Consider the following 25,468-nt stretch of genomic DNA (forward strand, 5'->3'; position numbering starts at 1 on the left):
CCATGCTGGAGCTGACCGACGCGCAGATTGGCACATGGGTTGCCACCTTCATCCTGCCGCTGTTCCGGGTGACTGCGGTGCTGATGACCATGCCGATCTTCGGTACGCGCATGCTGCCGGCGCGCATCCGCCTTTACGTGGCGGTGGCCATCACTGTGGTGATTGTGCCGGCTCTGCCGCCGTTGCCCGAATTCGACCCGCTGAGTCTGCGCGGCCTGCTGTTGTGTGGCGAGCAGGTCATTGTTGGCGCGTTGTTCGGTTTCTCCCTGCAGTTGCTGTTCCAGGCCTTCGTCATTGCTGGGCAGATCGTCGCCGTGCAGATGGGCATGGCTTTCGCCTCCATGGTCGACCCGGCCAACGGGGTCAACGTGGCCGTGATCAGCCAGTTCATGACCATGCTGGTGAGTGTGTTGTTCCTGCTGATGAATGGTCATCTGGTGGTGTTCGAGGTCTTGACCGAAAGCTTCACCACCTTGCCGGTGGGGCACGCGCTGGTAGTCGGTCAGTTCTGGGAAATGGTCGGGCGTTTGAGCTGGGTATTCGGTGCTGGCCTGTTGCTGATCCTGCCAGCGATCACCGCGCTGCTGGTGGTAAACATCGCGTTTGGTGTGATGACCCGTGCCGCGCCGCAGTTGAACATCTTCTCCATCGGCTTCCCGCTGACGCTGGTGCTGGGTATGGGCATCTTCTGGGTGGGCTTGGCCGATATTCTTTCTCACTACCAGGCGTTGGCCAGTGAAGCGCTGCAGTGGCTGCGTGAAATGGCAAGGGCGCGCTGAGCATGGCTGAAAGCGAGAGCGGTCAGGACAAGACGGAAGAACCTACCGACAAGCGCAAGCGGGATGCGCGTGAAAAAGGTGAAATCGCCCGTTCCAAGGAGCTCAATACGGTCGCTTCGACGCTTGCTGGCGCGGGCGCTCTGTTGGCGTTTGGCGGCAATCTGGCAGAAACGCTGATGACGTTGATGCAGCTGAATTTCTCGCTGACACGCGAGGTGATTACCGATGAGCGGTCGATGGGGATGTTTCTGCTGGCGTCGGGCAAGATGGCCATCTGGGCGGTGCAGCCGATTCTCATGCTGCTGTTTGTGATCGCATTCGTGTCACCCATTGTCCTCGGCGGGTTCATCTTTTCCGGGAGCCTGTTGCAGCCAAAGTTCAGCCGGATGAACCCGTTGTCGGGCATCAAGCGCATGTTCTCGCTGAACTCGCTGACCGAACTGCTCAAGGCGATGGCCAAGTTCTTCGTGATCCTGATCGTTGCGCTGGTGGTGTTGGGCAATGATCGCCAGGCACTGCTGGCAATCGCGAACGAGCCACTGGAGCAGGCGATCATCCACAGTGTCCAGGTGGTCGGTTGGAGTGCTTTGTGGATGGCGGCCGGGTTGCTGCTGATTGCCGCCGCGGACGTGCCGTTCCAGCTGTGGCAGACCCACAAGAAGCTGAAGATGACCAAGCAGGAGATCAAGGACGAGTACAAGGACAGCGAAGGCAAGCCCGAGGTCAAGCAGCGCATCCGCCAGCTGCAGCGAGAGGTGTCGCAGCGGCGCATGATGGCCGCCGTGCCTGAGGCTGACGTGATTATCACCAACCCGACGCATTATGCCGTGGCCCTGCAATACGACCCGGAGAAGGGTGGGGTGGCGCCGTTGCTGGTGGCCAAGGGCACCGATTTCATCGCCTTGAAGATTCGCGAGATCGGCGTCGAGCACAAGATCCAGATTCTCGAATCGCCGGCCCTGGCGCGGGCGATCTACTACTCCACCGAGGTCGAGGGGGAAATCCCGGCGGGGCTGTACCTGGCGGTGGCGCAGGTGCTGGCCTATGTGTTCCAGATTCGCCAGTACCGCGCTGGCAAGGGCAAGCGGCCTGAGCCGCTTAAAGAAGACCTGCCGATTCCGCCTGATCTGCGTCGCGACAACTGATTCCAGCCTGTACCGGCCTCTTCGCGGGGCAAGCCCGCTCCTGCAGGTTCAGTGCAAATCCTGGATGTGGCGCAAATCCTGTAGGAGCGGGCTTGCCCCGCGAAGAGGCCGGTACAGGCAACATAAATCCATAGTCGAGCAAAGTTGGAAAGCTTCTTGCAGAGCCACGCCCAAGCGCCCCTTGGGCGTCAAAGTTTTGCATCAAGAGGACTCGCGGTGGATCGCACTCAGTTAATCAGCAACGCCCGCAACAACCTGGCCGGGCTCGGCCGGGGCAACCTGGGCGTGCCGTTGCTGCTGCTGGTGATGTTGGCAATGATGATGTTGCCGATACCGCCGTTCCTGCTCGACGTGTTCTTCACCTTCAATATCGCCTTGTCGATCGTGGTCCTGCTGGTGTGCGTGTATGCCTTGCGCCCGCTGGATTTCGCTGCGTTCCCGACCATCCTGCTGGTGGCGACCTTGCTGCGCCTGGCGCTGAACGTGGCCTCCACGCGGGTGGTCATGCTCCATGGCCAGGAAGGCCACGGCGCTGCCGGTAAAGTGATCCAGGCCTTCGGTGAGGTGGTGATCGGTGGCAATTACGTCGTGGGTGCGGTGGTGTTCGCCATCCTCATGATCATCAACTTCGTGGTGGTGACCAAAGGTGCCGGGCGTATTTCCGAGGTGAGCGCGCGCTTCACCCTCGACGCCATGCCCGGCAAACAGATGGCGATCGACGCCGACCTCAACGCCGGCCTGATCGACCAGGCCCAGGCCAAGATGCGCCGCGCCGAGGTGGCCCAGGAGGCCGAGTTCTACGGTTCGATGGACGGTGCCAGCAAGTTCGTTCGCGGTGACGCCATCGCCGGCCTGCTGATCCTCTTCATCAACCTGATCGGCGGCATGCTGATCGGTATGCTGCAACACAACATGTCTTTCAGCGATGCCGGCAAGGTCTATGCGTTGCTGACCATCGGTGACGGTTTGGTGGCGCAATTGCCATCACTGCTGTTGTCCACTGCTGCCGCGATCATGGTTACCCGTGCCTCGGGCTCCGAGGACATGGGCAAGCTGATCAACCGCCAGATGTTCGACTCGCCCAAGGCGCTGGGTGTGTCTGCGGGACTGATGATCATCATGGGCCTGGTGCCGGGCATGCCGCACATCGCCTTCCTCAGCCTCGGCCTGCTGGCCGGTGGCGGCGCCTACCTGGTGTGGAAGAAGCAGCAGAAGGTCAAGCTCGAAGCGCAGAAGGAAGCGCAGCGTCAGCAGGACTTGTTGCCGTCGCCGCAGCGCGCACTGGATACCAAGGAGCTGGGCTGGGACGACGTGACGCCGATCGACATGATCGGCCTGGAAGTCGGCTACCGCCTGATTCCGCTGGTCGACCGCAATCAGGGTGGCCAGCTGCTGGCGCGGATCAAGGGCGTACGCAAGAAGCTTTCCCAGGACCTGGGCTTCCTCATGCCGACCGTGCACATCCGCGACAACCTCGACCTGCAGCCCAGTGCCTATCGCCTGACGCTGATGGGTGTGATCTTGGCCGAGGCCGAGATTTACCCGGACCGCGAGCTTGCGATCAACCCCGGCCAGGTATTCGGCACCCTCAACGGTATCGCCGCGCGCGACCCGGCATTCGGCCTGGAGGCGGTGTGGATCGACATCGGCCAGCGCGCCCAGGCGCAGTCGTTGGGCTACACCGTGGTCGATGCCAGTACCGTGGTTGCCACCCACCTCAACCAGATCCTGCAGAAGCACTGCCACGAGCTGATCGGCCATGAAGAGGTCCAGCAGCTGTTGCAGGTATTGTCGAAAGCATCGCCTAAACTTGCTGAAGAGCTGGTGCCCGGTGTCATTTCCTTGTCGGGGCTGCTCAAGGTCCTGCAAGCGTTGTTGTCCGAGCAAGTGCCGGTGCGTGACATCCGCAGTATTGCCGAGGCCATCGCCAACAATGCCGGCAAGAGTCAAGATACCGCCGCGCTGGTGGCGGCAGTGCGCGTCGGATTGTGTCGTGCCATCGTCCAAAGCATTGTCGGCGTTGAGTCCGAGCTGCCTGTGATCACCCTTGAGCCAAGGTTGGAACAGATTTTGCTCAATAGTTTGCAAAGGGCCGGGCAAGGTCAGGAAGACGGTGTTCTTCTTGAGCCGAGCATGGCCGAAAAGCTGCAGCGTTCGCTGATCGACGCCTGCCAGCGCCAGGAAATGCAAGGCCAACCGGCCATTCTTCTGGTAGCTGGCCCGATCCGTGCCATGTTGTCGCGTTTCGGTCGCCTGGCTGTACCGAATTTGCATGTTCTGGCGTATCAGGAAATACCGGATAACAAGCAAGTCACCATCGTTGCCACAGTGGGCCCCAACGGCTGAGGTAGTGGGTTATGCAAGTCAAGCGTTTTTTCGCCGCCGATATGCGTCAGGCCATGAAGCTGGTCCGTGATGAGCTGGGCTCCGATGCCGCCATCATCGGCAACCGTCGCATCGCCGGTGGTGTCGAGCTGACCGCCGCGCTGGACTACAAACTATCCGCGCTGGCGCCGCGCGTGCCCAACGTCGAGTTGGAAGAAGAACTGCGCAAGACCCAGTCGCGCATTGCCACTGCCCAGGCCGAGCTGGACAACCGCGCCGAGGCCACCGAAGGCAGCCGCCAATTGTTCGCCGGCCAGTCGCTCACCGCTGCCGAGCCCTTGATCGAACCACATGTCGATGCCCCGGCAGCCGCTGCCGCGCCTGCCCCGGCCCCGGTCGACCCGCGCCTGTTCGACGCCATGCGTTCGGAGCTGTCGGGGCTGCGTGAGCTGCTCGAAGTGCAGCTCGGCTCGCTGGCCTGGAACCAGCTGCAGGGCAGCAAACCGGCCCAGGCCAATCTCTGGCGTCGCCTGCAGCGCATTGGCCTGTCCGGCCCGATCGCCCGCGAGCTGCTCGACCTCACCCATGAGATCGAAGAGCCGCGCCAAGCATGGCGCATGCTGCTCGCGCACCTGGCGCGGATGATCGAAGTGCCCCAGGTCGAACCGATCGAAGAGGGCGGGGTGATCGCCATGGTCGGCCCGGCCGGCATGGGCAAGACCACCACCCTGGCCAAGCTGGCGGCGCGTTACGTGCTCAAGTACGGCCCGCAGAACCTGGCCTTGGTGAGCATGGACAGCTTCCGCATCGGGGCCCAGGAGCAGCTCAAGACCCTGGGGCGCATCCTCAATGTGCCAGTGACCTACGTCGATCCGGGCCAGTCGCTGGCAGCCGCGTTGGAGCCATTGCTGCGCAAGCGCGTGGTGTTGATCGATACCGCTGGCCTGCAGGCCAGCGACCCGGCCCTGCGCATGCAACTGGAAACGCTGGCCGGGCGTGGCATTGCCGCGAAGAATTACCTGGTGCTGGCTACCACCAGCCAGAAGCAGGTGCTGACCGCTGCCTACCACAGCTACAAGCGCTGCGGCCTGGCTGGCTGTATCCTGACCAAACTCGATGAAACGGCGAGCCTCGGCGACGTGCTGAGCCTGGCCATCAGTCATGAACTGCCCGTGGCCTACCTCACTGACGGCCCGCGCATTCCTGACGACCTTCACCTGCCGCGCCCGCACCAGCTGGTGACCCGCGCGGTCAACGTGCAGTTGCAGGACGAGCCCAGCGAAGAGGCGATGGCCGACATGTTCGCTGATCTCTACCACAACCCGCGGCGCGCAGGTTGAGGATGAAGCGTATGCAAAGTACCTACATTCCGGGGTTGGCAGTACTACCCCGCGTGTGGCTTGGGTCCAAGCGAGACAAGGTAAACAACGAACATGGGTAGCATGCATCCCGTCCAGGTGATCGCCGTCACCGGTGGCAAAGGTGGCGTCGGCAAGACTAACGTTTCAGTGAACCTGTCCCTGGCACTGGCCGAACTCGGCCGCCGGGTGATGTTGTTGGACGCCGACCTTGGCCTGGCCAATGTTGACGTATTGCTGGGTCTCACCCCAAAACACACCCTGGCCGATGTCATCGAGGGGCGCTGCGAGCTGCGCGATGTGCTGTTGCAGGGGCCTGGCGGTGTGCGCATCGTGCCGGCCGCCTCCGGCACCCAGAGCATGGTGCACCTGGCCCCGGCCCAGCATGCCGGGCTGATCCAGGCCTTCAGCGAGCTCGGCGACAACCTCGACGTGCTGGTGATCGACACCGCTGCGGGTATCGGTGACTCGGTAGTCAGCTTCGTGCGCGCGGCCCAGGAAGTGCTGCTGGTGGTGTGCGACGAGCCGACCTCGATCACCGATGCCTACGCGCTGATCAAGCTGCTCAACCGCGACTACGGCATGAACCGTTTCCGCGTGCTGGCCAACATGGCGCAGAGCCCGCAGGAAGGGCGCAACCTGTTCGCCAAGTTGACCAAGGTCACCGACCGCTTCCTTGACGTCGCCCTACAATATGTCGGCGCCGTGCCGTACGACGAGAGCGTGCGCAAGGCGGTGCAGAAGCAGCGTGCGGTGTATGAGGCCTTCCCTCGCTCCAAGTGTGCCCTGGCCTTCAAGGCCATCGCACAGAAGGTCGACAGCTGGCCGCTGCCAGCCAATCCGCGCGGGCACCTTGAGTTCTTTGTCGAGCGCCTGGTGCAACCCACCAGCGCAGGACCCGTGCTATGAACGCGAGCGGCTTCAAGATGTACAGCAAGGCGTCGAAAGACGCCCAGTTCGAGCTGGTGGAACGCTATGCGCCGCTGGTCAAGCGCATCGCCTACCACTTGCTGGCACGCCTGCCGGCCAACGTCCAGGTCGAGGACCTGATCCAGGCCGGCATGATCGGCCTGCTGGAAGTGGCCAACAAGTATGACGCCAGCAAGGGCGCCAGCTTCGAAACCTACGCCGGCATCCGCATCCGCGGGGCGATGCTCGACGAGGTCCGCAAGGGCGATTGGGCACCGCGTTCGGTGCACCGCAATACGCGCATGGTCAGTGACGCGATGCGCGCCGTGGAAGCAAGAACTGGCCGCGACGCTAAAGATCATGAAGTTGCTGCCGAACTCCAATTGAGTCTCGATGATTACTACGGGATTTTGAACGATACCTTGGGGAGCCGCCTGTTCAGTTTCGACGACCTGTTGCAGGACGGCGAGCACGAAGGGCTGCACGAGGACGGCGCCAGTGGCCAGGTCGAGCCGTCGCGCGATCTGGAAGACGAGCGCTTCCAGGCTGCCCTGACTGATGCGATCGCCAACCTGCCGGAGCGTGAGCGCCTGGTGCTGGCGCTGTACTACGACGAAGAGCTGAACCTCAAGGAAATCGGTGAGGTGCTGGGGGTCAGCGAATCGCGAGTCAGCCAGTTGCACAGCCAGTGTGCCGCGCGCCTGCGCAGCCGCCTGGGGGAATGGCGGGCGCGTTGAGCCCGGGGTCGTTGCAGTCGTTTTCCACGTTGTACCGAATATGAATACGCGTGCTCGGGGCCGAGCGCGTTTGAGACTGCTTGGAGGTCTACTTGAACAAAGACATGAAAATCCTCATCGTTGACGACTTTTCGACGATGCGGCGGATCATCAAGAACCTGTTGCGTGACCTGGGCTTCACCAACACCGATGAAGCCGATGACGGCACCACCGCGCTGCCGATGCTCGAAAGCGGCCATTACGACTTCCTGGTGACCGACTGGAACATGCCGGGCATGTCCGGTATCGATCTGCTGCGCAAGGTCCGTGCCCACGATCGGCTGAAGACCATGCCGGTGCTGATGGTGACTGCCGAAGCCAAGCGCGACCAGATCATCGAAGCGGCCCAGGCCGGCGTAAACGGTTACGTGGTCAAGCCATTTACCGCCCAGGTGCTCAAAGAAAAGATCGAGAAGATCTTCGAACGCGTCAACGGCTGAGTTACGTCAGGGGGCGCCATGGAAACAACACAGACGTCTTTGGGGGAGTTCGAATCGACCCTGAAGAAACATGCTCAGGAGCTGGTCGAGAGCCTGGAACGGGGGCGTTTCGGCGAGGCGGTGCAGCTGATTCATCAGCTCAACCAGACCCGCGACCGTGGCCTGTATCAGGAAGTCGGCAAGCTCACCCGTGAGCTGCACAGCGCGATCGTCAGCTTCCAGATCGACCCGCGTATGCCGCAGGCTGAGGAAGTCTCACAGATTACCGATGCCACCGAGCGCCTGTCCTACGTGGTCAAGCTCACCGAGGGTGCCGCCAACCGCACCATGGATCTGGTGGAGGAGAGCACGCCGGTGCTCAACGACCTGGCTGCCGAGGCGCAAGGCCTGAGCGTCGACTGGCAGCGCTTCATGCGCCGCGAAGTCGCAGCGCCGGAGTTCCGCGAGCTGGTCAAGCGCGTCGACAGTTTCCTGACGCACAGCGCCGAGGGCAACCGCAAGGTCGCCGGCCACCTCAACGACATTCTGCTGGCCCAGGACTATCAAGACCTGACTGGCCAGGTGATCAAGCGCGTGACTGCGCTGGTGACCGAAGTGGAAAGCAATCTGCTCAAGCTCGTGCTGATGGCCAGCCAGGTCGACCGGTTTGCCGGTATCGAACACGACCACCAGCAGCTGCGCGCTGAAAAAGATGAAGAAAAACATCCGACTCGGGGTGAAGGTCCGCAGATTCATGCCGATAAGCGTGAAGACGTTGTGTCCGGTCAGGACGACGTCGACGATCTGCTGTCCAGCCTGGGTTTTTAAGGAGCACGTTTAATGAGCTTCGGCGCCGATGAAGAAATCCTTCAGGATTTCCTGGTAGAAGCCGGCGAAATTCTTGAGCAACTGTCCGAGCAACTGGTCGAGCTGGAAAGCCGGCCCGACGATGCCGACCTGCTCAATGCAATCTTTCGCGGTTTCCACACTGTAAAAGGGGGCGCCGGCTTCCTTCAGCTGAACGAGCTGGTGGAGTGCTGCCACATCGCCGAGAACGTGTTCGACATCCTGCGCAAAGGTGAGCGCCGGGTCGACGCGGAACTGATGGACGTGGTGCTCGAGGCACTGGACACGGTCAACAGCATGTTCGGCCAGGTGCGTGAGCGCAGCGAAGTGACCCCGGCCACCCCGGAGCTGCTGGCGGCCCTGTCGCGCCTGGCGGAACCTGCCAGCGCCGATGCCCCGGCAGCAGTGGTCGAGGCTGCAGCGGAGCCGGTGGCCGCCGAGGCGGACATCACCGACACCGAGTTCGAGCAGCTGCTCGACTCGCTCGACGCGGTCAAGGCCGAAGCGGCCGCTGCCGAAGCGCAGATGCAGGGCGAGACCCTGGGCGGCGCAGGTGACGACATCACCGACGCCGAGTTCGAATCGCTGCTCGACCAGTTGCATGGCAAGGGCCAGTTCTCGCCCGAAGTGGCCGCTGCCGAAGCGGTGGTCGATGCCAGTGCGCCGGTGAGCGACGAAATCACCGACGAAGAATTCGAGTCGTTGCTGGACCAGTTGCACGGCAAGGGCACCTTCCAGGCCGATGCCTTGCCGGCTGGCACTGCGGCAGTGGAAAGCGTTGTCGCGCCCGCCAGCAGTGACGAGATCACCGAGCACGAGTTCGAAGCGCTGCTGGACCAGTTGCACGGCAAGGGCAAGTTCACCGGTGAAACCGTTGCTGCCGAAGCGCCTGTCACCGCGGCAGCGCCGGTTGCGGCCGTGGCGCAAAGCCAACCGGTCGTCAGGCCTGCTGCAGCCCCGGCTGCCGCTGTACCTGCTGCCGCCGCCAAGCCGGCCGCGCCGGCCCGCAGTTCGGCTCCGGCCGCGGAAAAGCCTGCCAGCGAAGCGGAAACCACCGTGCGTGTCGACACTGCGCGCCTGGACGAGATCATGAACATGGTCGGCGAACTGGTGCTGGTGCGTAACCGCCTGGTGCGCCTGGGCCTGAACAGCGGCGACGAGGCCATGTCCAAGGCCGTGTCCAACCTCGACGTGGTCACCGCCGACTTGCAGACCGCGGTGATGAAGACCCGCATGCAGCCGATCAAGAAGGTCTTCGGCCGCTTCCCGCGCCTGGTCCGCGACCTGGCTCGGCAACTGAAGAAAGAGATCAACCTGGAGCTGGTCGGTGAAGAGACCGACCTCGACAAGAACCTCGTCGAGGCCCTGGCCGACCCGCTGGTGCACCTGGTGCGCAACGCGGTCGACCACGGTGTCGAGATGCCGGATGAGCGTGAAGCCTCTGGCAAGGCCCGGACCGGCCACGTGGTACTGTCGGCCGAGCAGGAAGGCGACCACATCCTGCTGTCGATCTCCGACGACGGCAAGGGCATGGACCCGAGCATCCTGCGCGCCAAGGCCGTGGAAAAAGGCCTGATGGACAAGGACGCGGCCGATCGCCTGAGCGAGTCGGACTGCTACAACCTGATCTTCGCCCCGGGCTTCTCGACCAAGACCGAGATCTCCGACGTGTCCGGCCGCGGTGTCGGCATGGACGTGGTGAAGACCAAGATTTCCCAGCTCAACGGCTCGATCAACATCTTCTCGGCCAAGGGCCAGGGCTCGAAGATCGTCATCAAGGTGCCGCTGACCCTGGCGATCATGCCGACCCTGATGGTGATGCTGGGCAACCAGGCGTTCGCCTTCCCGCTGGTCAACGTCAACGAGATCTTCCACCTCGACCTGTCGCGCACCAACGTGGTCGACGGCCAGGAAGTGGTGATCGTGCGCGACAAGGCACTGCCGCTGTTCTACCTCAAGCGCTGGCTGGTTCAGGGCCAGGTGCATGAGGAGCAGCGCGAGGGCCATGTGGTGATCCTCTCGGTCGGTACCCAGCGTATCGGCTTCGTGGTCGACCAGCTGGTGGGCCAGGAAGAGGTGGTGATCAAGCCGCTGGGCAAGATGCTGCAGGGCACCCCGGGCATGTCTGGCGCCACCATCACCGGTGACGGCCGTATCGCGCTGATTCTCGACGTGCCGAGCATGCTCAAGCGTTACGCGGCACGGCGTATCTGATTTTCGGCGGCGCACCCTGGCGGGTGGCGCCGCCTAATGGAGTGTTTATGGCAGTCAAGGTCCTGGTGGTGGATGATTCCGGTTTCTTCCGCCGCCGCGTTTCGGAAATCCTCTCGGCGGACCCGACGATCCAGGTGGTCGGCACCGCGACCAACGGCAGGGAAGCGATCGACCAGGCACTGGCGCTCAAACCCGATGTCATCACCATGGACTACGAAATGCCCATGATGGATGGCATCACCGCCGTGCGGCACATCATGCAGCGCTGCCCGACGCCGGTGTTGATGTTCTCCTCGCTGACCCATGAAGGCGCCCGCGTCACCCTCGACGCGCTGGATGCCGGTGCGGTGGATTACCTGCCGAAGAACTTCGAAGACATCTCGCGCAACCCGGAGAAGGTCAAGCAGTTGCTGTGCGAGAAGGTGCATACCATCTCGCGCAGCAACCGCCGTTTCGGCGGCTACACCAGCCATGCACCGGTCAGCGCAGCTGCGCCGGCCGCCAGCCATGCACCCGCCAGCAGCCTGGCCAGCGCCGCGCCGGTCCGTCCTGCCGCGCCAGCCCGTGCGGCGGTACCGGCAGCGGCCGCGGCGCATGCCCCGGCCCCCAAGCGCAAGCCTTACAAGCTGGTGGCGATCGGTACCTCGACCGGCGGCCCGGTGGCCCTGCAGCGGGTGCTGACCCAGCTGCCGGCGAGCTTCCCGGCGCCGATCGTGCTGATCCAGCACATGCCCGCCGCCTTCACCAAGGCATTTGCCGAACGCCTCGACAAGCTGTGCAAGATCAGCGTCAAGGAAGCCGAGGACGGCGACATGCTGCGCCCGGGCCTGGCGCTGCTGGCCCCAGGCGGCAAGCAGATGATGATCGACGGCCGTGGCACGGTGAAGATCCTGCCGGGCGACGAGCGCCTGAACTACAAGCCGTGCGTGGACATCACCTTCGGCTCGGCGGCCAAGTCCTACGGCGACAAGGTGCTGTCAGTGGTGCTCACCGGCATGGGCGCCGATGGTCGCGAAGGCGCGCGCCTGCTCAAGCAGGGCGGCAGTACCGTGTGGGCCCAGGATGAGGCCAGCTGTGTGATCTACGGCATGCCCATGGCCATCGTCAAAGCCAACCTGGCGGACGCGGTGTACAGCCTGGATGAAATCGGCAAACACCTGGTCGAGGCTTGTGTCTGATGGATGTGCTCAGCCTGATTGGCCTGATCCTGGCGTTCGTCGCCATCGTCGGTGGCAACTTCCTTGAAGGTGGCCACGTCGGTGCCTTGCTCAATGGCCCGGCAGGCCTGATCGTGCTCGGTGGCACCCTGGCGGCGGCACTGCTGCAGTCGCCGCTGTCGGCGTTCAAGCGCGCATTGCAGATCCTGCGCTGGATCTTCTTCCCGCCGCGGGTCGACCTGGCCGGTGGGATCGACCGGGTGGTCAACTGGAGCCTGACGGCGCGCAAGGAAGGCCTGCTCGGCCTGGAAGGCGTGGCCGATGCCGAACCCGACCCGTACGCCCGCAAGGGCCTGCAACTGCTGGTCGATGGTGCCGAGCCTGAATCGATCCGCAGCATCCTCGAAGTCGACTTCCTGACCCAGGAAAGCCGTGATATCCAGGCCGCCAAGGTGTTCGAGAGCATGGGCGGCTACGCCCCGACCATCGGTATCATCGGTGCGGTCATGGGCCTGATCCACGTCATGGGCAACCTGGCCGACCCGTCGCAGCTGGGCAACGGCATTGCCGTAGCTTTCGTCGCCACCATCTACGGCGTGGCCAGTGCCAACCTGATCCTGCTGCCGATCGCCAACAAGCTCAAGGCCATCGTCATGCGCCAGTCGCGCTACCGCGAGATGCTGCTCGAAGGCCTGCTGTCGATCGCCGAGGGCGAGAACCCGCGCTCGATCGAATTGAAGCTGCAAGGCTTCATGGAGTAAGCCATGCGCCGTCGCCGTCATACCGAGGAGCACGAGAATCACGAACGCTGGCTGGTGTCGTACGCCGACTTCATCACCTTGCTGTTCGCCTTCTTCGTGGTCATGTATTCGATCTCCTCGATCAACGAGGGCAAGTACAAGGTCATCTCGCAAGCGCTGCTCGGGGTGTTCAACGACCCTGAGCGGAGCATGAAGCCGATCCCGATTGGCGATGAGCAGCCGCTCAGCGTGAAACCGGCAGAACCCTTGATCAAGGACAGCGAGCAGACCGATGCGGGCCTGGCCCAGACCAGCATTGACCCGCTGAAGGCCATCAGCGACGACGTGCGCGATGCCTTCGGCGACCTGATCAAGTCCGACCAGATGACCGTGCGCGGCAACGAGCTGTGGGTGGAGATCGAGCTCAACTCGTCCTTGCTGTTTGGCAGTGGCGATGCCATGCCCAGTGACAAGGCATTCACCATCATCGAGAAAGTCGGCAACATCCTCAAGCCGTTCGCCAACCCGGTGCACGTCGAGGGCTTCACCGACAACCTGCCGATCCGCACGGCGCAGTACCCGACCAACTGGGAGCTGTCGGCGGCGCGGGCGGCGAGCATCGTGCGCCTGCTGGCCATGGAAGGGGTCAACCCGGCGCGCATGGCCTCGGTGGGCTATGGCGAGTACCAACCGGTGGCCAGCAACGACACCGCCGAAGGGCGTGCGCGCAATCGCCGGGTCGTGCTGGTGATTTCCCGTAACCTCGAAGTGCGCCGCAGCCTGACCGGCACAGGCAGTGCCAATGCCACCCCGGACTCAGCCTTGCGCCGGGCTGGCACACAAAGTGCACCGCCAGCCGCACGGCAGTAATTCGCCAATTCTCCGGCACCGGGTTGTCGTGGTTACGCGGCGCGGTCTTTGTAGGAGCGGGCTTGTCCCGCGAATGAGGCGACGCGGTGAATGGCACGGGCTGCGCCCGTGTTCGCGGGACAAGCCCTCTCCTACAGGGAGGGGGAACAATCAATGAGTCAAGAGTTGTCCTATGAGAGTCTGGGCAGTAGCCAATCAAAAAGGCGGCGTGGGCAAGACCACGACCACCATCGCCCTGGCCGGCCTGCTGGCCGAGGCGGGCAAGCGCGTGGTCGTCGTCGACCTCGACCCGCATGGCTCGATGACCAGCTATTTCGGGCACAACCCGGATGCCCTGGAGCACAGCTGCTACGACCTGTTCCTGCACAAGGGCAGCGTGCCCGAAGGTCTGCCGGGGCAGCTGTTGCTGCCCACCAGCGATGAGCGTATCTCGCTGCTGCCGTCGAGTACCGCATTGGCCGTGCTGGAGCGTCAGTCGCCCGGGCAGAGTGGCCTGGGCCTGGTGATCGCCAAGAGTCTGGCGCAGTTATGGCAGGATTTCGACTTTGCGCTGATCGACAGCCCGCCCTTGCTCGGCGTGCTGATGGTCAACGCCCTGGCAGCCAGCCAGCAGCTGGTGATCCCGGTGCAGACCGAGTTTCTGGCGGTGAAGGGCCTGGAACGCATGATCGGCACCTTGGCCATGATCAACCGCTCGCGCAAGCAAGCGCTGCCTTACCAGATCGTGCCGACCCTGTTCGACCGCCGTACCCAGGCTTCGCTGGGCACCCTCAAGGTTTTGCGCGATACCTATGAACACCAGGTGTGGCAGGGCTACATCCCGGTCGATACGCGCCTGCGCGATGCCAGCCGCAATGGCGTCACGCCGTCGCAGTTCGATGGCAAGAGCCGTGGCGTGATCGCCTACCGGGCACTGCTCAAGCACATGCTCACCTACAAGCCGGCCGCGCAGGTGGCTTCATGAACCGGCCTGTGGGTACCAAGCCGCAACTGGCCCTGCAGTCCTACCTCGATGGGTTGTTGCAGGAGGCCACCGAGGCCGAGGATATCATCGACCTGGCAACGCCTGCCCAGGCGCCCATGGCCAACGACGAATTCGCCGCCGCCGTGCGCGAAGAGCAGGCGCGGGACGCTCGCCATCCAACTCCCGCAGCCAGGCCTTTTGCCGAGCCGCAGGTGAAGGTGCTGCCAGCCGTGCTGCCGGTAGAGCAGCCGGTGGTGGCCGTGGTCGAAACTGAAGTGGTGGCTGAGGCCAGCATCCCGGTGCTGACCGAGGTGCCAGCGCCAGAGCCGGTTGCCCCCCTGGTGGACGTGCATCTGCCAGCGGCAGGCATGGCCGACACGCCAGCCCCACCGGCCAGCGTCGATGGTCGCCCGGCCTGGGCTGCCGAGCCGTTCGAGTGCCTGCTGTTCGACGTTGCCGGGCTGACCCTGGCGGTGCCGCTGGTTTGCCTGGGTTCGATCTACAGCCTGGAAGGCCAGGAGCTGACACCGCTGTTCGGCCAGCCGGACTGGTTCCTGGGTATCCTGACCTGCCAGGCCGGCAACCTCAAGGTGCTGGACACCGCGCGCTGGGTCATGCCCGACCGCTACCGCGACGACTTCCGCCAGGGCCTGAATTATGTGATTTCCGTGCAGGGCTACGAATGGGGCTTGGCGGTGCATCAGGTCAGCCGCTCGCTGCGCCTGGACCCCGCCGAGATCAAGTGGCGCAGCCAGCGTGGCCAGCGTCCCTGGTTGGCCGGCACGGTCATCGAACACATGTGTGCACTGCTCGACGTCGCCGCACTGGCCGAGCTGATCGCCAGCGGCGCGGTCAAGCAGTTGCATGCCAAACAGAAATGACACCGAACACAACCGCCAACAGCGGATTTAGAGGGCTAGGGGAATGAAAAAGTCGTCTGCGCAAGGTTCTGAAGATCCGATCCTGCAGTGGGTAACCTTCCGTCTGGACAACGAGTCCTACGGCATCAACGTCATGCAGGTGCAGGAAGTACTGCGCTACACCGAGATCGCTCCGGTGCCGGGCGCGCCAAGCTATGTGTTGGGCATCATCAACCTGCGCGGCAACGTGGTGACGGTGATCGACACTCGCCAGCGCTTCGGCCTGATGCCGTCGGACGTGACCGACAACACCCGCATCGTCATCATCGAGGCTGATAAGCAAGTGGTCGGCATCCTGGTCGACAGCGTGGCCGAGGTGGTGTACCTGCGTCAGTCGGAAATCGAAACCGCGCCGAACGTGGGTAATGAAGAGTCGGCCAAGTTCATCCAGGGCGTGTGCAACAAGAACGGCGAATTGCTGATCCTGGTCGAGCTGGACAAGATGATGACCGAGGAAGAGTGGTCCGAGCTGGAGAACATCTGAGTTGATCTTCGAGGTGGCGGTAATCTTGCTGGCGCTGCTGTGGGCCTTGAGCCTGTGGTTCTTCCTCAACTACAGCAAGCGCCAGCGCGAACTGGCGGCGCAGCAGGCCGTGGGCGATGCCCTGCGAGACCAGCGCATCAAGGACCTGGCCAAGCGCCTGGACGACTACCAGAACGGCACCGTGCGCATGGGTGAGGCCATCCATGAACTGCGCGCGACCGTGGCACCGCTGCCAGAGAAGCTGCAGCAGCTGGAGCAGCGCGACCCCAACAGCGTGACCTTTACCCAGGCCGCCAAGCTGGTGGGCATGGGGGCGAGCGTGGCGGAACTCACCGAGACCTGCGGCCTGACCCAGGCCGAGGCGGAGTTGATGAGCAAGCTGCACCGCGGCGAGTGAAACACGAAGGGCGTCGGAAGGCGCCCTTTGGTTTTCTGGCTCTGTGCGCGACGCGCTACGTCAGTGATTCAGATTACGCCAACCAAACCCGTTGTTGACGCGTACTACCCGTGAAACACGGAACAGTGATTGCAGCGTGTTCTGCAGCTCTTCGGTCGAAACAGGGTGAAGGTCGGCCCCCAGCAAGGTGGGCGGGTTCAGCAAGGGACAACTGAGCAGCTTGTAGATCTTTTTCATCTGCCGCAGTGCAGGCAGGCTATGGTCCACAGCCTCATTGAACATACCAATGCCGGTGAGCTCGCTCAGGGCTTTGGCATAGGTAGCGAATCTGGGTGCATGGGCGCCCTTGGCCGGCCAGTGCTTATTCTGAGTGAAGAATCCGGGCCTGGAATCGAGCTTGAGGTTCATCGTGTTAATGACCTCCATCAGGGTCGGGTTGCGCGGATGGCTACCGATCACGCTGGTGTTGTATTGCTGATGAGCGCCCCTGAACGGGTTCGATGTCGGCTGTTCCAGCAATAGCCCGTCGGCGGTGGTTCGCAGCGGTACATTGCCGATCCAGTCGTTGGCTGAAGCGTCGTTGATGATGCCTGCCGCCAAAGGATGGGAGGGGGGGGCCAGCAGGTCATTGTCGATGTCCATGTACAGGCCGCCATCCTGGTACAGCGCATGATACTTGAGCATGTCGTTGGCGGCCGTCACATGGGAGGAACCTCGCGCAGGGCCCTCCATGGCGGCATCGTAGAATTGCCTGGTGTATCCCATGTTGGTGTAGAACCCTTGTCGCTCAAGGGGAAGCACTTGCAGGTCGGGTGCGGCGACGGCCAGTGCACGGGCATTCTGGTTGAAGGCGGCGGCGTTTTGCTCGGACAGATAGAGGTAGTGACCGTAACCGGCATCCTTGAGCAAACTGGAATTGCGCCCGATGCGTGTGAGCATGCCGGCTGTCAGGGGCTTGTCGCCGATCCACAGGTGCACCACTCGCTTGGGAATGTGTGCCTGGTTGACCTCTGGAACCCTGGGTACTTCGATGGGCAGGTTTATTTCTATGCCAAGATTGCGCAGCGTGCTTTCACGCATGGCATTGGTGACGAAACGCGGGCCATCGATATCTGCCTGGTAGGCACGCAATTGCGTGTGCTCCGCGACATAGCGTGTGGGCGAGGGGTGTCCGATATCGCTTGTCTTCACAAAAGCGTCCGTTTCCAGTTCATACAGCCAATGCGTTGCCGGGTCGCGTACATCCACGAGCGTGTCCATGCCGACGTGGGTGGTCTGGCGGTTGATCAGCATTTGCCGCTGGGGTTCGGGAAGTGGCTCGACGGGGACCGGCTGCTCGAAGAATGCCTTGAAGTTGTCACCGGTCCAGCGCGGCCTGGGTGCCCTTGTCGGGCTGAGCGGGTAGCCGATCTGTCCATTGATTCTGCCAGGGGCGACGAATCCATCGAATTGTGTCTGGAAAACCTTCTTGCTGGCGGACCATAGCTTGTCCGCCAACGGCAGGGCGCACAGTGCTCCAAACGCGACGTTCAGGGCGCCATCGGTTTTTTCTTCAAGATTCTTGCCATTGATGACTTCATCCAGGCCCAGGCCGAGCTGGGTGATTCCGCCAATGGCAACCACCCATCCCAAGCCTGGTACCACCAAGGTCAATGGGGCTAGCAGGGTCATCGTCTGATTCAGGTAGCCTCGCCATCTGGCCTTGATGACATCGCTGTTGGTCGTGATCAGGAATCGGGCATCTTCGTAGCTTCGCTGCCGTAGCCGCGAGGTGATGTGGCTGAACAGGCCGTCGGTTATCAGCGGGCTGTACTCGTCGACCTTGTGGTTGATGTACTGCGTTGACCAGCCGCTGGCCGGGATGACCAGGTTGTTGACATACAGGAAGCGCGGCCCTTGGTAACTGGCCAGCCCTTTGAGGGTATCTTCCAGCCCTGTGTAGCCGAGCCCGGTTGGAAAGTCCTGGAGGCGAAAGTGCGTCAGCAATGACCTGCGCGTTTCGCTGTCCTTGCACTGTTGCACCAGCCAGGCTTTCATCGCACTGGTGTTCTCGAACTCGTGCAAAGGCGATGAATTGCCGGGTACGTAGAGCAAGGTCAGCCCCGAGTTCCGATCCGTAACGCACGGGATATCGGTGGCGACATAGCCATAGATGTTAAGCATGCGTGTTTCTACGGTGCCTGCATGCTCTGTCGAGGCTTCCCCATCGGGTACGATGCCAATCGCCCGCCAGGCCAGGTCGCAACCTGCTTCGCTCAGGCTGCCTTCCTCTACCTGCTTGTTGCAGGCCGCGAGAAAATTCACCTGGGACAGCGTCGCATAATCATCGAACTTGTGTTGCCAGTAGTCGTCGAGGCTGGCGATGTACTCATCGTGCAGGTCCAGTTCCCAGATGAACGTTTGAAATGCATGTGTATCGGTGGCGATCTGAGTTTGCTGGGTATACCGCATGGGCTGCGTCTTGCGGAACAGGCCTTGATAGACCGCGTAATCATCCAGCGCGCCGAACAGACCGCCCTCCGGGAGCTCATCGACGATCTGCACGTGCCCTTGGGCAAACGCCCTGGCCCAGCTCTCCCGAGGCAGGCTCCAGTCGCGCAGGAGCCCGAGAAAGTCGAGCACGCCATAGGTGCTGAGCGCGATGTACTGCAGGTTGTCGGGCTGCTCTTGCCACTTTGACAACACCGCCTGGCCGAGGGGTAGCTGCTCGACGACCTTGGCAAGCCATCCTCCTTCAGGGTTGGGCTTGTAATGCAGGGTCACCGCCAAGGCGGTATCGGGATCGAAGTCCGGACCCTGGGCCTTGGCCCACTCCCGTATTCGTTCGATGCTGAGCCGGTCGGGGCGCGGGATATGGGTGAGATGGTCGAGTGCGTGCCGGATCCCGGAAGGGTGCAATTGAGTCGTCATGTGCTGACCTGCCATTGTGGTGGGGCCTGCATGATGGACGCAGGCCCGGCGCCGTAAGGGGTATGTATGTACTCAGGTCGTGGCCCAGGAGTGGTTGCCGCCGACCTTGACCGAGCGGTTCAGTGGTAGCAAGTTGCGCAATGCTTGTTGGTATTGATCAAGTTCAATGAACTGCCATGAATGGATACGCGGCATGTTGTACAAGTTCATGATCTGGCGCAGGGTGCGCAGAACCGGCAGGCGTTGATCGACAACACGGGTGAGCAGGTCAGGCCCTGTCAGGTAGCTCAGGCGCTTGGCGTAGCGATAGAAGCCAGCAGGGTCTTCGGCCAGGCTCGGCTTACTGTCGTAGAAATCCCGATTGGCCTGGTAACGAGCGAGCATTTCCTCGGAAATTGCCTCGAGCGTGGGGTTGCCTGCATGGCTGCCGATCACGCTGGTGTTGTAGAGGCAGTTCATGCTCATTTTCTCGTTGGACATGGGGGGCGGCAGCAGCAGGCCATCCGGGGCGGTGAGCAGTGCAACCTGCTCAAGCGGTTCGCCAGGGTTGCCGACGGGGTGCCCGTCGACGACCAGGGGCGGTTCGCCCGCTGCCAGCAGGTAGTCGTCCACATCCATGTACAGCCCACCTTCATGGTGCAGCATGGGGTAGCGCAGGACGTCGGAAGCTGAGGCGAAGTTGCACGCCACTCCGCCGTTGCCGTCCAGCGCAGCCTGGTACTGGGCGTAGTATCGGCTTTGCTGGAAGGTGCGGAAGAAGCTTTGCTCTTCCAGCGGCAGCACCTGCAGGCCCGGGGCGTGTTCGGCGAGGAGGCGCAGGTTTTCGGCGTAGGCCGATGGCGACTCAGCGGAAAGGAACAAACGGATAGCGTAGGCGCTGTCGTTGGCGCGTGCGGCGTTGCTTGCCAGGTTGGCGATGAGCGACGGGCTGAGCACCTTGTCGCCAACCCAAAGGCAGGAGATCGTTTTCGGGATGGCCTGGCTACTCTCGTCCGGTACTAGAGGAAAATCCACCGGCAGTGGCAAGTCGACGCCCAGTGCCCGAAGGGTGCGCATGCGTGTAGCGTTGCTGACTTCTCGACCGGCAGCTGCCGGGACCAGATCGTGGCTGCCAGGGCGGGCTATGTAGGCAACCGGGTCGACTTCATTGAGCGCGTTGTCCTGAATGAACGCGTCTCGCTCCATGTCGTAGATGACGCGTGCGTTGTAGGTATTGATACGCGTGTCGAGGTTATCCGGTGTGCCATCGTAGCGAGGGACCCGTATCACCGAGTCAGCCACGGCCTGATCGCCTTCCGGCAATGGCGGGATGGGGTCAGGGATGTGGAAGTACGGCGCGATATCGACGTTTGGCAGGTGCGGCGGCGAAAGCGGGCTGAGCGGGTAACCGAGCTGATCGTTGATGCGGCTTGGCACTACGAAACGGTCGCTCTTGCTTTCGAACAGCACCTTGCTGCGGGCAACCCCGTGCACGATCAGCGGCATGGCATTGAGCAGGCCCCAGGCGATTTCGGCCACGCCGTCGTGCCTGTCTTGCAGGCCCTTGCCATTGATGGCCTGGTCCAGCCCAAGGCCGAGCTGGGCGATACCACCGACCGCCAGCAGCGGTGCCAGGCCAGGTACCACAAGGCTCAGCGGCGCCAGCAGGTTGAGCGTGGTGTTCAGGTAGGTGCGCCAACGTGCCTTGGTGACGTCACTGTCGGTGGTGATGATGAAGTCGGCATCGTCGTAGCTGCGCTGGCGCTGCCGCTCAGCCAGGGCCTGGAACAGGTCGCCAGTGATTCTGGGGCTGTATTTGCCAGGCCGATAGTTCACATAGTCGCGGGGCGACCAGGTGCCATCGTCGTTGAAAAAACCGTGCTCCGGCGGCAAACGATGCCTGCGGGGATATTCGCCCAAGCCTTCCAGGGCGGTATCGAGACCACTGAAGTCCAGGCCCTGGGGGCCGTCGGCCAGTCTGAAGTGCTGCCTGAGTGCTTGGCGGCTGGCGGGGACCTTGCATTGTTGGCCAACCCAGTCCTTGAGTAGCGTTTCACTGGCGAACTCCAGCAACGGAGCGCTGTTGCCTGGGGCATAGAGTAGGGTCAGATCGCTACTGGCGTCGTTGATGTACAACAGGTCGGTTGCCGCGTAGCCATAGATGTTCAGGGTGCTCAGGCGCAGGCCTTGGCCTCGCGGCAATAGGTCGGCGGCACGCCAGGCCAGGTGGCGTCCGGCATTGCTCAGGCTGCCTTGTGCGACCTGAAGATTGCAGGCGGCGACGAAATTGAGCTTGCTGGACAATCGGTAGCTGTGCAGATGGTTGCGCCAGTAATCATCCAGCATGGCTTTGAATGGCGTGTGGAAGTCCAGCGCGGTGATGAACTGTTGAAAGGCCTCGGCGGCTATCGGAAGGTGCGTCGAGGCGTCGTAACGGGCGGGCTCGGTTCGCCGGAACAGGCCATTGAACACTTCGTATGCCGCGCCAGAGTGGTTGAGGGTTGGCGCTGGCAAGGTTTCGACCATGCGCAACGGGCCGTCGGGCAGGGTACCGGCCCAAGAGGGCTTGATCAGGGCATCGAGGAGATCATTGTTGGATTCACCTTGCCAGTTGCCCAGCAGCGCCTGTGCCAGGCTCTGGCGCTGGGTCACTGCCGCCAGGTAGGTGCGCGGGCCATCAGCGCGGTAATGCAGGGTGACGACATCGATCTGTTCGGGGTCGAGGTCGAGGCCACGCTGGGCCAGCCACTGGCGGATCCGCCGATTGGCCTCGCGATCGGGGCGTGGCATGTTGCTCAAGTGGTCGCGGACGTACTGCACACCGCTGGCGTTGATTCTGCTGGCAGACATGGGGTTTACCTTGCTCGGTTGGAAGAACGGGCAAGGCTGCGACGACGAGGCTCGCTGGCTGCGGTAGATATCTACAGGGATCGGCCTGGTGGCAGGCGCAATGGGTCGGGCGTGATGTCGCGCTCGGCGGCGGGCTCTTCGCTGAAGCCGACCGGAACCCGGCCACGCAATTGCCAGGCGAAGGCAATGATTTCGGCGATGGTCAGGTACAGCGCTTCGGGGATCTGTTCGCCCAGTTCCAGGCGGGCCAGCAGGCGCACCAGCTCGGCGTTTTCGTAGATCGGCACTTCGTGCTCGCGAGCAAGGGCCAGGATGGCTTCGGCCAGCTCGTCATCGCCCTTGGCGGTCAGCGTGGGGGCTTGCTGGCCATCGTAACTGAGGGCGATGGCCTGGCGCGGTTGCTTGTGGGTCATGCGGTTTCATCCACCCAGCGTTGCTCCACCCGCGTGCGCGGGCCCTGTGGTGGAATGCCGGGGTGGCATTCCAGGTCACCGACCTCCAGGCCGCGGGCCAGCAGGCGTTCGCGCAGTGCACCGAGCTGGCTCTCGATCAGCCGCGCGGTCTGCTCGCGCTCGGCCCACAACTGACCGGACAGGCGCCCTTGAACCAGTTGTGCCTGGACTTGCAGCGGGCCCAATGGAGCAAGATCAAAGGCCAGGTCGATCCGCCATAGCGCCTGCAGTGGGTCTTGCTGGTCACGCTGCTGACGCTCGGCCTGTTGTTCCGGGGTTTCTTCGCGCTGCAGTTTCACTTGCAGAGGGATGAACTCCTGTCCGTGGCGGACGGGTACTTCGGTTTGCCAGGTGGTCTGGAGGTTGCCGTTATCCAGCGTGCCGGATTGCTGCAGGCTGCTCAAAGCGTGGCTTTGCAGGCGCGAGATGGCAGCGGCGGCCAGGCGCAGCAGTTGCTGCAGGTCGCCTTCGTTTTCCATGGCCTGCAGCAACCGTGAGGGCAGCGGGAATGCGCCTGGCGGTGTCCTTGGGCTGACCCGGTCGAGCATGCCCAGTGCGCTGCGGGCCATGGCCGGCAGCGCCTGGGCCAGGGTGCTGGCGGCGGTCACCGGATTGGCCAGCGCGCTGACCGAGGCCTGCGCCACCAGCCGCACCAGTTGTGCCTTGAGATCGGTGGCCACGCTGGCGCTGAGGCCGCCGAGCAACTTGGCCTCGAGAAAGGCGCCGCTGTTGCTCAAGGCTTGGGCGAGCGCCTTGCCGTCACTGAGCTGGCGGGCATCCGGCAAGCTGGCCAGAAGGTTGCTGGCGGTGCTGCGCAGTTCACTGTCACTACCCGGGCTGTTGGCAATCTGCTGCAGCGCGCTGAGCAGGCCGGGCAGGGAAGCCTGGCGACCCTGCTGAGTCAGCAGCTGCTGGGCGATGTTCAATTGCTCCTGGCGACCGCTTAGTGGCATGAAACGCAGCGACTGGTCACCTTGTACCAGGGCACTGAGCAGGCTACCGATCGGCAGCGGGCGCGGGCTGTCGATGGTCAGCGTGGCACCGGCCTGGGCAGTGTTGAGCAGGCTCACCAGCGAGCGGAAGCTGGCCACTTCGCCCGCCCTTTGCGGCAGTGGCTGGTTGGTCAGGACCTTGCCCTGCAGCAGGGTACCGACCGGCACCTTGCTGGTATCGAGCTGGGTGAGGGTGGCAACGTTGCTGGCACTGGCTTGCTGCACCATGACGGCCAGGCGGTTGCTCTCTGGCTGGCTGATGGTGAACTGGCTGCCTTGCGCGAACGGCTGGCTGGCAGTGGCCTGGAGCTGGGTCTGGCTGCCGCTGGCCTGAATCACTTGCAGCACCAGCTGGAAGGTACTGCCGCTCTGACGCATCGCCAGCACTTCGGCCTGAGCGGTTTCGCCGGGCTTGAGCAGGCCGGGTTGGGCCTGGGTCAGGTTGAGCAGCTCACCGGTCAGCTGGGCCTTGATCGCCTGCGGATTGATGGCGGTTTGTGCGCCGAGACTATTGATTTCAGTCATGATTGTATACAACCTGTGGAGCCCGCCCTCTTGGCAGCGTGGCAGCACATGTAATAATGCCTGCCGCCTGTCACTGCCAGTATAACGGCAGCGAGCTGGGCGACTTGAGAAGCATATAGATAAGGCGAATCCGTGACCCTTCACCTCCAAGCCGTGGGCCTGGCCTGCGAGCGCGACTGGCGCCTGTTGTTCGAGCATCTCGATTTCGAGCTGCGCCCCGGCGACATGCTGCAGATCAGCGGCCCCAACGGCAGCGGCAAGACCAGCCTGCTGCGCCTGTTGGCCGGGCTGATGCAGCCGACTGCCGGGCAGATCCTGCTGGGTGGCCAGCCGCTCGGCGAACAGCGCGACGCCCTGGCCAGCATCCTGCTGTGGATCGGCCACGCCGCCGGTATCAAGGACCTGCTCACGGCGGAGGAGAACCTCACCTGGCTCTGTGCGCTGCACCAACCGGCCACCCCTGAAGCCATCTGGTCGGCACTCGAAGCGGTCGGGCTGCGTGGTTTCGAAGACGTTCCCTGCCATACCCTGTCTGCCGGCCAGCAGCGCCGCGTGGCCCTGGCCCGGCTGCACCTGGACAGCCCGCCGCTGTGGATCCTCGACGAACCCTTTACCGCCCTCGACAAGCAGGGCGTGGCCCAGCTTGAAGCGCACCTGGCCGCCCACTGTGAACAGGGCGGCACGGTGGTGCTGACGACGCACCACACGCTGGAACGCAAGCCGACCGGCTACCGGGAACTCAATCTGGGGCAATGGGCGGCATGAGCGTATTCATCCTGTTGCTGCGCCGTGAAGCGCGCCTGCTGTTCCGCCGCCCGGCAGAGCTGGCCAACCCGCTGGTGTTCTTCGCCATCGTCGTGGCGCTGTTCCCGCTGGCGGTGGGGCCTGAAAGCCAATTGTTGCAAACCTTGTCGCCTGGACTGGTCTGGGTCGCGGCCTTGCTGGCCGTGTTGTTGTCGCTCGACGGCCTGTTCCGCAGCGACTTCGAGGACGGTTCGCTGGAGCAGTGGGTGCTGTCGCCGCACCCGCTGGCCATGCTGGTGCTGGCCAAGGTGCTGGCGCACTGGATCTTTTCCGGGCTGGCGCTGGTATTGTTGGCGCCATTGCTGGCGCTGATGCTGGGCTTGCCCAGCCACTGCCTGCCGGTGCTGCTCGGCTCGCTGCTGCTGGGCACGCCGGTATTGAGCCTGCTGGGCGCTGTTGGCGCGGCGCTGACGGTCGGTCTCAAGCGCGGTGGTTTGTTACTGGCATTGCTGATTCTGCCGTTGTATATCCCTGTATTGATCCTGGGCAGTGGTGCACTGCAGGCGGCATTGCAAAATATGCCAGCCACTGGCCACCTGCTCTGGCTCGCCAGCCTGACAGCCCTGGCGGTTACCCTGGCGCCCTTTGCGATAGCGGCCGGCCTGAAGATCAGCGTCGGCGAATAACGAGTCCCGGGCTCTCAAGCCCGGCTA

Annotated in this window: 22 protein-coding genes; 18 read left to right on the forward strand and 4 right to left on the reverse strand. The window is 63.1% G+C overall.

What is annotated here, in order from left to right; translation table 11 throughout:
- Window positions 1–2 precede the first annotated feature (2 nt).
- The 16 genes from fliR (at window position 3) to ACOKS3_RS08410 (ending at window position 16,303) form a co-directional block, all read left to right on the forward strand.
- The gene (fliR, locus tag ACOKS3_RS08335; protein WP_103446497.1) at window positions 3–779 is read left to right on the forward strand and encodes a flagellar biosynthetic protein FliR; all 777 of its coding nucleotides are present in this window, start codon (window positions 3–5) and stop codon (window positions 777–779) included.
- 2 nt (window positions 780–781) lie between these two features.
- On the forward strand, window positions 782–1,924 hold the full coding sequence (flhB, locus tag ACOKS3_RS08340) for a flagellar biosynthesis protein FlhB (protein WP_422763235.1): 1,143 nt from the start codon (window positions 782–784) through the stop codon (window positions 1,922–1,924).
- A gap of 216 nt (window positions 1,925–2,140) precedes the next feature.
- On the forward strand, window positions 2,141–4,270 hold the full coding sequence (gene flhA, locus ACOKS3_RS08345) for a flagellar biosynthesis protein FlhA (RefSeq protein WP_103446499.1): 2,130 nt from the start codon (window positions 2,141–2,143) through the stop codon (window positions 4,268–4,270).
- Window positions 4,271–4,281: 11 nt separating this feature from the next.
- Window positions 4,282–5,589, forward strand: coding sequence for a flagellar biosynthesis protein FlhF (gene flhF, locus ACOKS3_RS08350; RefSeq protein WP_103446500.1), 1,308 nt, complete (start codon window positions 4,282–4,284; stop codon window positions 5,587–5,589).
- Between the two features lie 93 nt (window positions 5,590–5,682).
- A complete protein-coding gene (gene fleN / locus ACOKS3_RS08355) occupies window positions 5,683–6,516 on the forward strand; it encodes a flagellar synthesis regulator FleN (protein WP_103446501.1) in 834 nt (277 codons plus the stop codon).
- Window positions 6,513–7,253, forward strand: a complete 741-nt coding sequence (gene fliA / locus ACOKS3_RS08360) for an RNA polymerase sigma factor FliA (RefSeq protein ID WP_103446502.1) — start codon at window positions 6,513–6,515, stop codon at window positions 7,251–7,253. Before fleN ends, fliA begins: the two co-directional genes overlap by 4 nt.
- 104 nt (window positions 7,254–7,357) lie before the next feature.
- The gene (locus ACOKS3_RS08365; protein WP_103446503.1) at window positions 7,358–7,732 is read left to right on the forward strand and encodes a chemotaxis response regulator CheY; all 375 of its coding nucleotides are present in this window, start codon (window positions 7,358–7,360) and stop codon (window positions 7,730–7,732) included.
- Between the two features lie 18 nt (window positions 7,733–7,750).
- A complete protein-coding gene (locus tag ACOKS3_RS08370) occupies window positions 7,751–8,539 on the forward strand; it encodes a protein phosphatase CheZ (protein WP_422763236.1) in 789 nt (262 codons plus the stop codon).
- A gap of 12 nt (window positions 8,540–8,551) precedes the next feature.
- Window positions 8,552–10,771, forward strand: a complete 2,220-nt coding sequence (locus tag ACOKS3_RS08375; protein WP_422763237.1) for a chemotaxis protein CheA — start codon at window positions 8,552–8,554, stop codon at window positions 10,769–10,771.
- Window positions 10,772–10,818: 47 nt separating this feature from the next.
- Window positions 10,819–11,949 carry a protein-glutamate methylesterase/protein-glutamine glutaminase gene (locus tag ACOKS3_RS08380; RefSeq protein WP_103446506.1) on the forward strand — a complete coding sequence of 377 codons (1,131 nt, stop codon included), beginning with the start codon at window positions 10,819–10,821 and terminating at the stop codon, window positions 11,947–11,949.
- Window positions 11,949–12,689, forward strand: coding sequence for a flagellar motor protein (locus ACOKS3_RS08385; RefSeq protein ID WP_103446507.1), 741 nt, complete (start codon window positions 11,949–11,951; stop codon window positions 12,687–12,689). The genes ACOKS3_RS08380 and ACOKS3_RS08385 overlap by 1 nt, the downstream gene beginning before the upstream one ends.
- A 3-nt stretch (window positions 12,690–12,692) precedes the next feature.
- The gene (gene motD, locus ACOKS3_RS08390) at window positions 12,693–13,538 is read left to right on the forward strand and encodes a flagellar motor protein MotD (RefSeq protein WP_103446508.1); all 846 of its coding nucleotides are present in this window, start codon (window positions 12,693–12,695) and stop codon (window positions 13,536–13,538) included.
- A gap of 172 nt (window positions 13,539–13,710) precedes the next feature.
- Window positions 13,711–14,502: a ParA family protein gene (locus ACOKS3_RS08395; protein WP_103446509.1), complete on the forward strand. Its 792-nt coding sequence runs from the start codon at window positions 13,711–13,713 to the stop codon at window positions 14,500–14,502.
- The gene (locus tag ACOKS3_RS08400; protein WP_103446510.1) at window positions 14,499–15,383 is read left to right on the forward strand and encodes a CheW domain-containing protein; all 885 of its coding nucleotides are present in this window, start codon (window positions 14,499–14,501) and stop codon (window positions 15,381–15,383) included. The genes ACOKS3_RS08395 and ACOKS3_RS08400 overlap by 4 nt, the downstream gene beginning before the upstream one ends.
- A 43-nt stretch (window positions 15,384–15,426) precedes the next feature.
- Window positions 15,427–15,906, forward strand: coding sequence for a chemotaxis protein CheW (locus ACOKS3_RS08405; RefSeq protein ID WP_016393802.1), 480 nt, complete (start codon window positions 15,427–15,429; stop codon window positions 15,904–15,906).
- A 1-nt stretch (window position 15,907) separates the two neighbouring features.
- Entirely contained in the window at window positions 15,908–16,303 is a 396-nt protein-coding gene (locus ACOKS3_RS08410; protein WP_103446511.1) for a DUF2802 domain-containing protein, read from the forward strand.
- 60 nt (window positions 16,304–16,363) lie between these two features.
- On the opposite strand, the gene ACOKS3_RS08415 is transcribed toward ACOKS3_RS08410, so the two are convergent.
- The 4 genes from ACOKS3_RS08415 to fliK form a co-directional block, all read right to left on the reverse strand.
- On the reverse strand, window positions 16,364–19,213 hold the full coding sequence (locus tag ACOKS3_RS08415) for a dermonecrotic toxin domain-containing protein (RefSeq protein WP_422763238.1): 2,850 nt from the start codon (window positions 19,211–19,213) through the stop codon (window positions 16,364–16,366).
- 72 nt (window positions 19,214–19,285) lie between these two features.
- Window positions 19,286–22,042, reverse strand: coding sequence for a dermonecrotic toxin domain-containing protein (locus ACOKS3_RS08420; RefSeq protein WP_422763239.1), 2,757 nt, complete (start codon window positions 22,040–22,042; stop codon window positions 19,286–19,288).
- A 71-nt stretch (window positions 22,043–22,113) separates the two neighbouring features.
- The gene (locus ACOKS3_RS08425) at window positions 22,114–22,455 is read right to left on the reverse strand and encodes an EscU/YscU/HrcU family type III secretion system export apparatus switch protein (RefSeq protein ID WP_103446514.1); all 342 of its coding nucleotides are present in this window, start codon (window positions 22,453–22,455) and stop codon (window positions 22,114–22,116) included.
- Window positions 22,452–24,011 carry a flagellar hook-length control protein FliK gene (gene fliK, locus ACOKS3_RS08430; protein ID WP_103446515.1) on the reverse strand — a complete coding sequence of 520 codons (1,560 nt, stop codon included), beginning with the start codon at window positions 24,009–24,011 and terminating at the stop codon, window positions 22,452–22,454. Before fliK ends, ACOKS3_RS08425 begins: the two co-directional genes overlap by 4 nt.
- Before the next feature lie 132 nt (window positions 24,012–24,143).
- Here fliK and ccmA point away from each other — a divergent pair, with 132 nt between their 5' ends.
- Both ccmA and ccmB read left to right on the forward strand, forming a co-directional pair.
- The gene (gene ccmA / locus ACOKS3_RS08435) at window positions 24,144–24,776 is read left to right on the forward strand and encodes a cytochrome c biogenesis heme-transporting ATPase CcmA (RefSeq protein ID WP_103446516.1); all 633 of its coding nucleotides are present in this window, start codon (window positions 24,144–24,146) and stop codon (window positions 24,774–24,776) included.
- On the forward strand, window positions 24,764–25,441 hold the full coding sequence (gene ccmB / locus ACOKS3_RS08440) for a heme exporter protein CcmB (RefSeq protein WP_371263234.1): 678 nt from the start codon (window positions 24,764–24,766) through the stop codon (window positions 25,439–25,441). Before ccmA ends, ccmB begins: the two co-directional genes overlap by 13 nt.
- Window positions 25,442–25,468: the final 27 nt, after the last annotated feature.

Origin of the sequence: Pseudomonas sp. HS6-2, assembly GCF_049325675.2 — a bacterium.
In the GTDB taxonomy this organism is placed as follows: Bacteria; Pseudomonadota; Gammaproteobacteria; order Pseudomonadales; family Pseudomonadaceae; genus Aquipseudomonas; species Aquipseudomonas putida_N.

Bases quoted from the DNA above. Each gene is read 5' to 3' on its own strand.
- fliK (WP_103446515.1), bottom strand. From the start codon at position 24,011: ATGACTGAAATCAATAGTCTCGGCGCACAAACCGCCATCAATCCGCAG.
- fliA (WP_103446502.1), top strand. From the start codon at position 6,513: ATGAACGCGAGCGGCTTCAAGATGTACAGCAAGGCGTCGAAAGACGCC.
- ACOKS3_RS08370 (WP_422763236.1), top strand. From the start codon at position 7,751: ATGGAAACAACACAGACGTCTTTGGGGGAGTTCGAATCGACCCTGAAG.
- ccmB (WP_371263234.1), top strand. From the start codon at position 24,764: ATGGGCGGCATGAGCGTATTCATCCTGTTGCTGCGCCGTGAAGCGCGC.
- motD (WP_103446508.1), top strand. From the start codon at position 12,693: ATGCGCCGTCGCCGTCATACCGAGGAGCACGAGAATCACGAACGCTGG.
- fliR (WP_103446497.1), top strand. From the start codon at position 3: ATGCTGGAGCTGACCGACGCGCAGATTGGCACATGGGTTGCCACCTTC.
- ACOKS3_RS08420 (WP_422763239.1), bottom strand. From the start codon at position 22,042: ATGTCTGCCAGCAGAATCAACGCCAGCGGTGTGCAGTACGTCCGCGAC.
- ACOKS3_RS08415 (WP_422763238.1), bottom strand. From the start codon at position 19,213: ATGACGACTCAATTGCACCCTTCCGGGATCCGGCACGCACTCGACCAT.
- ACOKS3_RS08375 (WP_422763237.1), top strand. From the start codon at position 8,552: ATGAGCTTCGGCGCCGATGAAGAAATCCTTCAGGATTTCCTGGTAGAA.
- ACOKS3_RS08385 (WP_103446507.1), top strand. From the start codon at position 11,949: ATGGATGTGCTCAGCCTGATTGGCCTGATCCTGGCGTTCGTCGCCATC.
- ACOKS3_RS08365 (WP_103446503.1), top strand. From the start codon at position 7,358: ATGAAAATCCTCATCGTTGACGACTTTTCGACGATGCGGCGGATCATC.
- ACOKS3_RS08425 (WP_103446514.1), bottom strand. From the start codon at position 22,455: ATGACCCACAAGCAACCGCGCCAGGCCATCGCCCTCAGTTACGATGGC.
- ACOKS3_RS08395 (WP_103446509.1), top strand. From the start codon at position 13,711: ATGAGAGTCTGGGCAGTAGCCAATCAAAAAGGCGGCGTGGGCAAGACC.
- fleN (WP_103446501.1), top strand. From the start codon at position 5,683: ATGGGTAGCATGCATCCCGTCCAGGTGATCGCCGTCACCGGTGGCAAA.
- ACOKS3_RS08380 (WP_103446506.1), top strand. From the start codon at position 10,819: ATGGCAGTCAAGGTCCTGGTGGTGGATGATTCCGGTTTCTTCCGCCGC.
- flhB (WP_422763235.1), top strand. From the start codon at position 782: ATGGCTGAAAGCGAGAGCGGTCAGGACAAGACGGAAGAACCTACCGAC.
- flhF (WP_103446500.1), top strand. From the start codon at position 4,282: ATGCAAGTCAAGCGTTTTTTCGCCGCCGATATGCGTCAGGCCATGAAG.
- ACOKS3_RS08400 (WP_103446510.1), top strand. From the start codon at position 14,499: ATGAACCGGCCTGTGGGTACCAAGCCGCAACTGGCCCTGCAGTCCTAC.
- ACOKS3_RS08405 (WP_016393802.1), top strand. From the start codon at position 15,427: ATGAAAAAGTCGTCTGCGCAAGGTTCTGAAGATCCGATCCTGCAGTGG.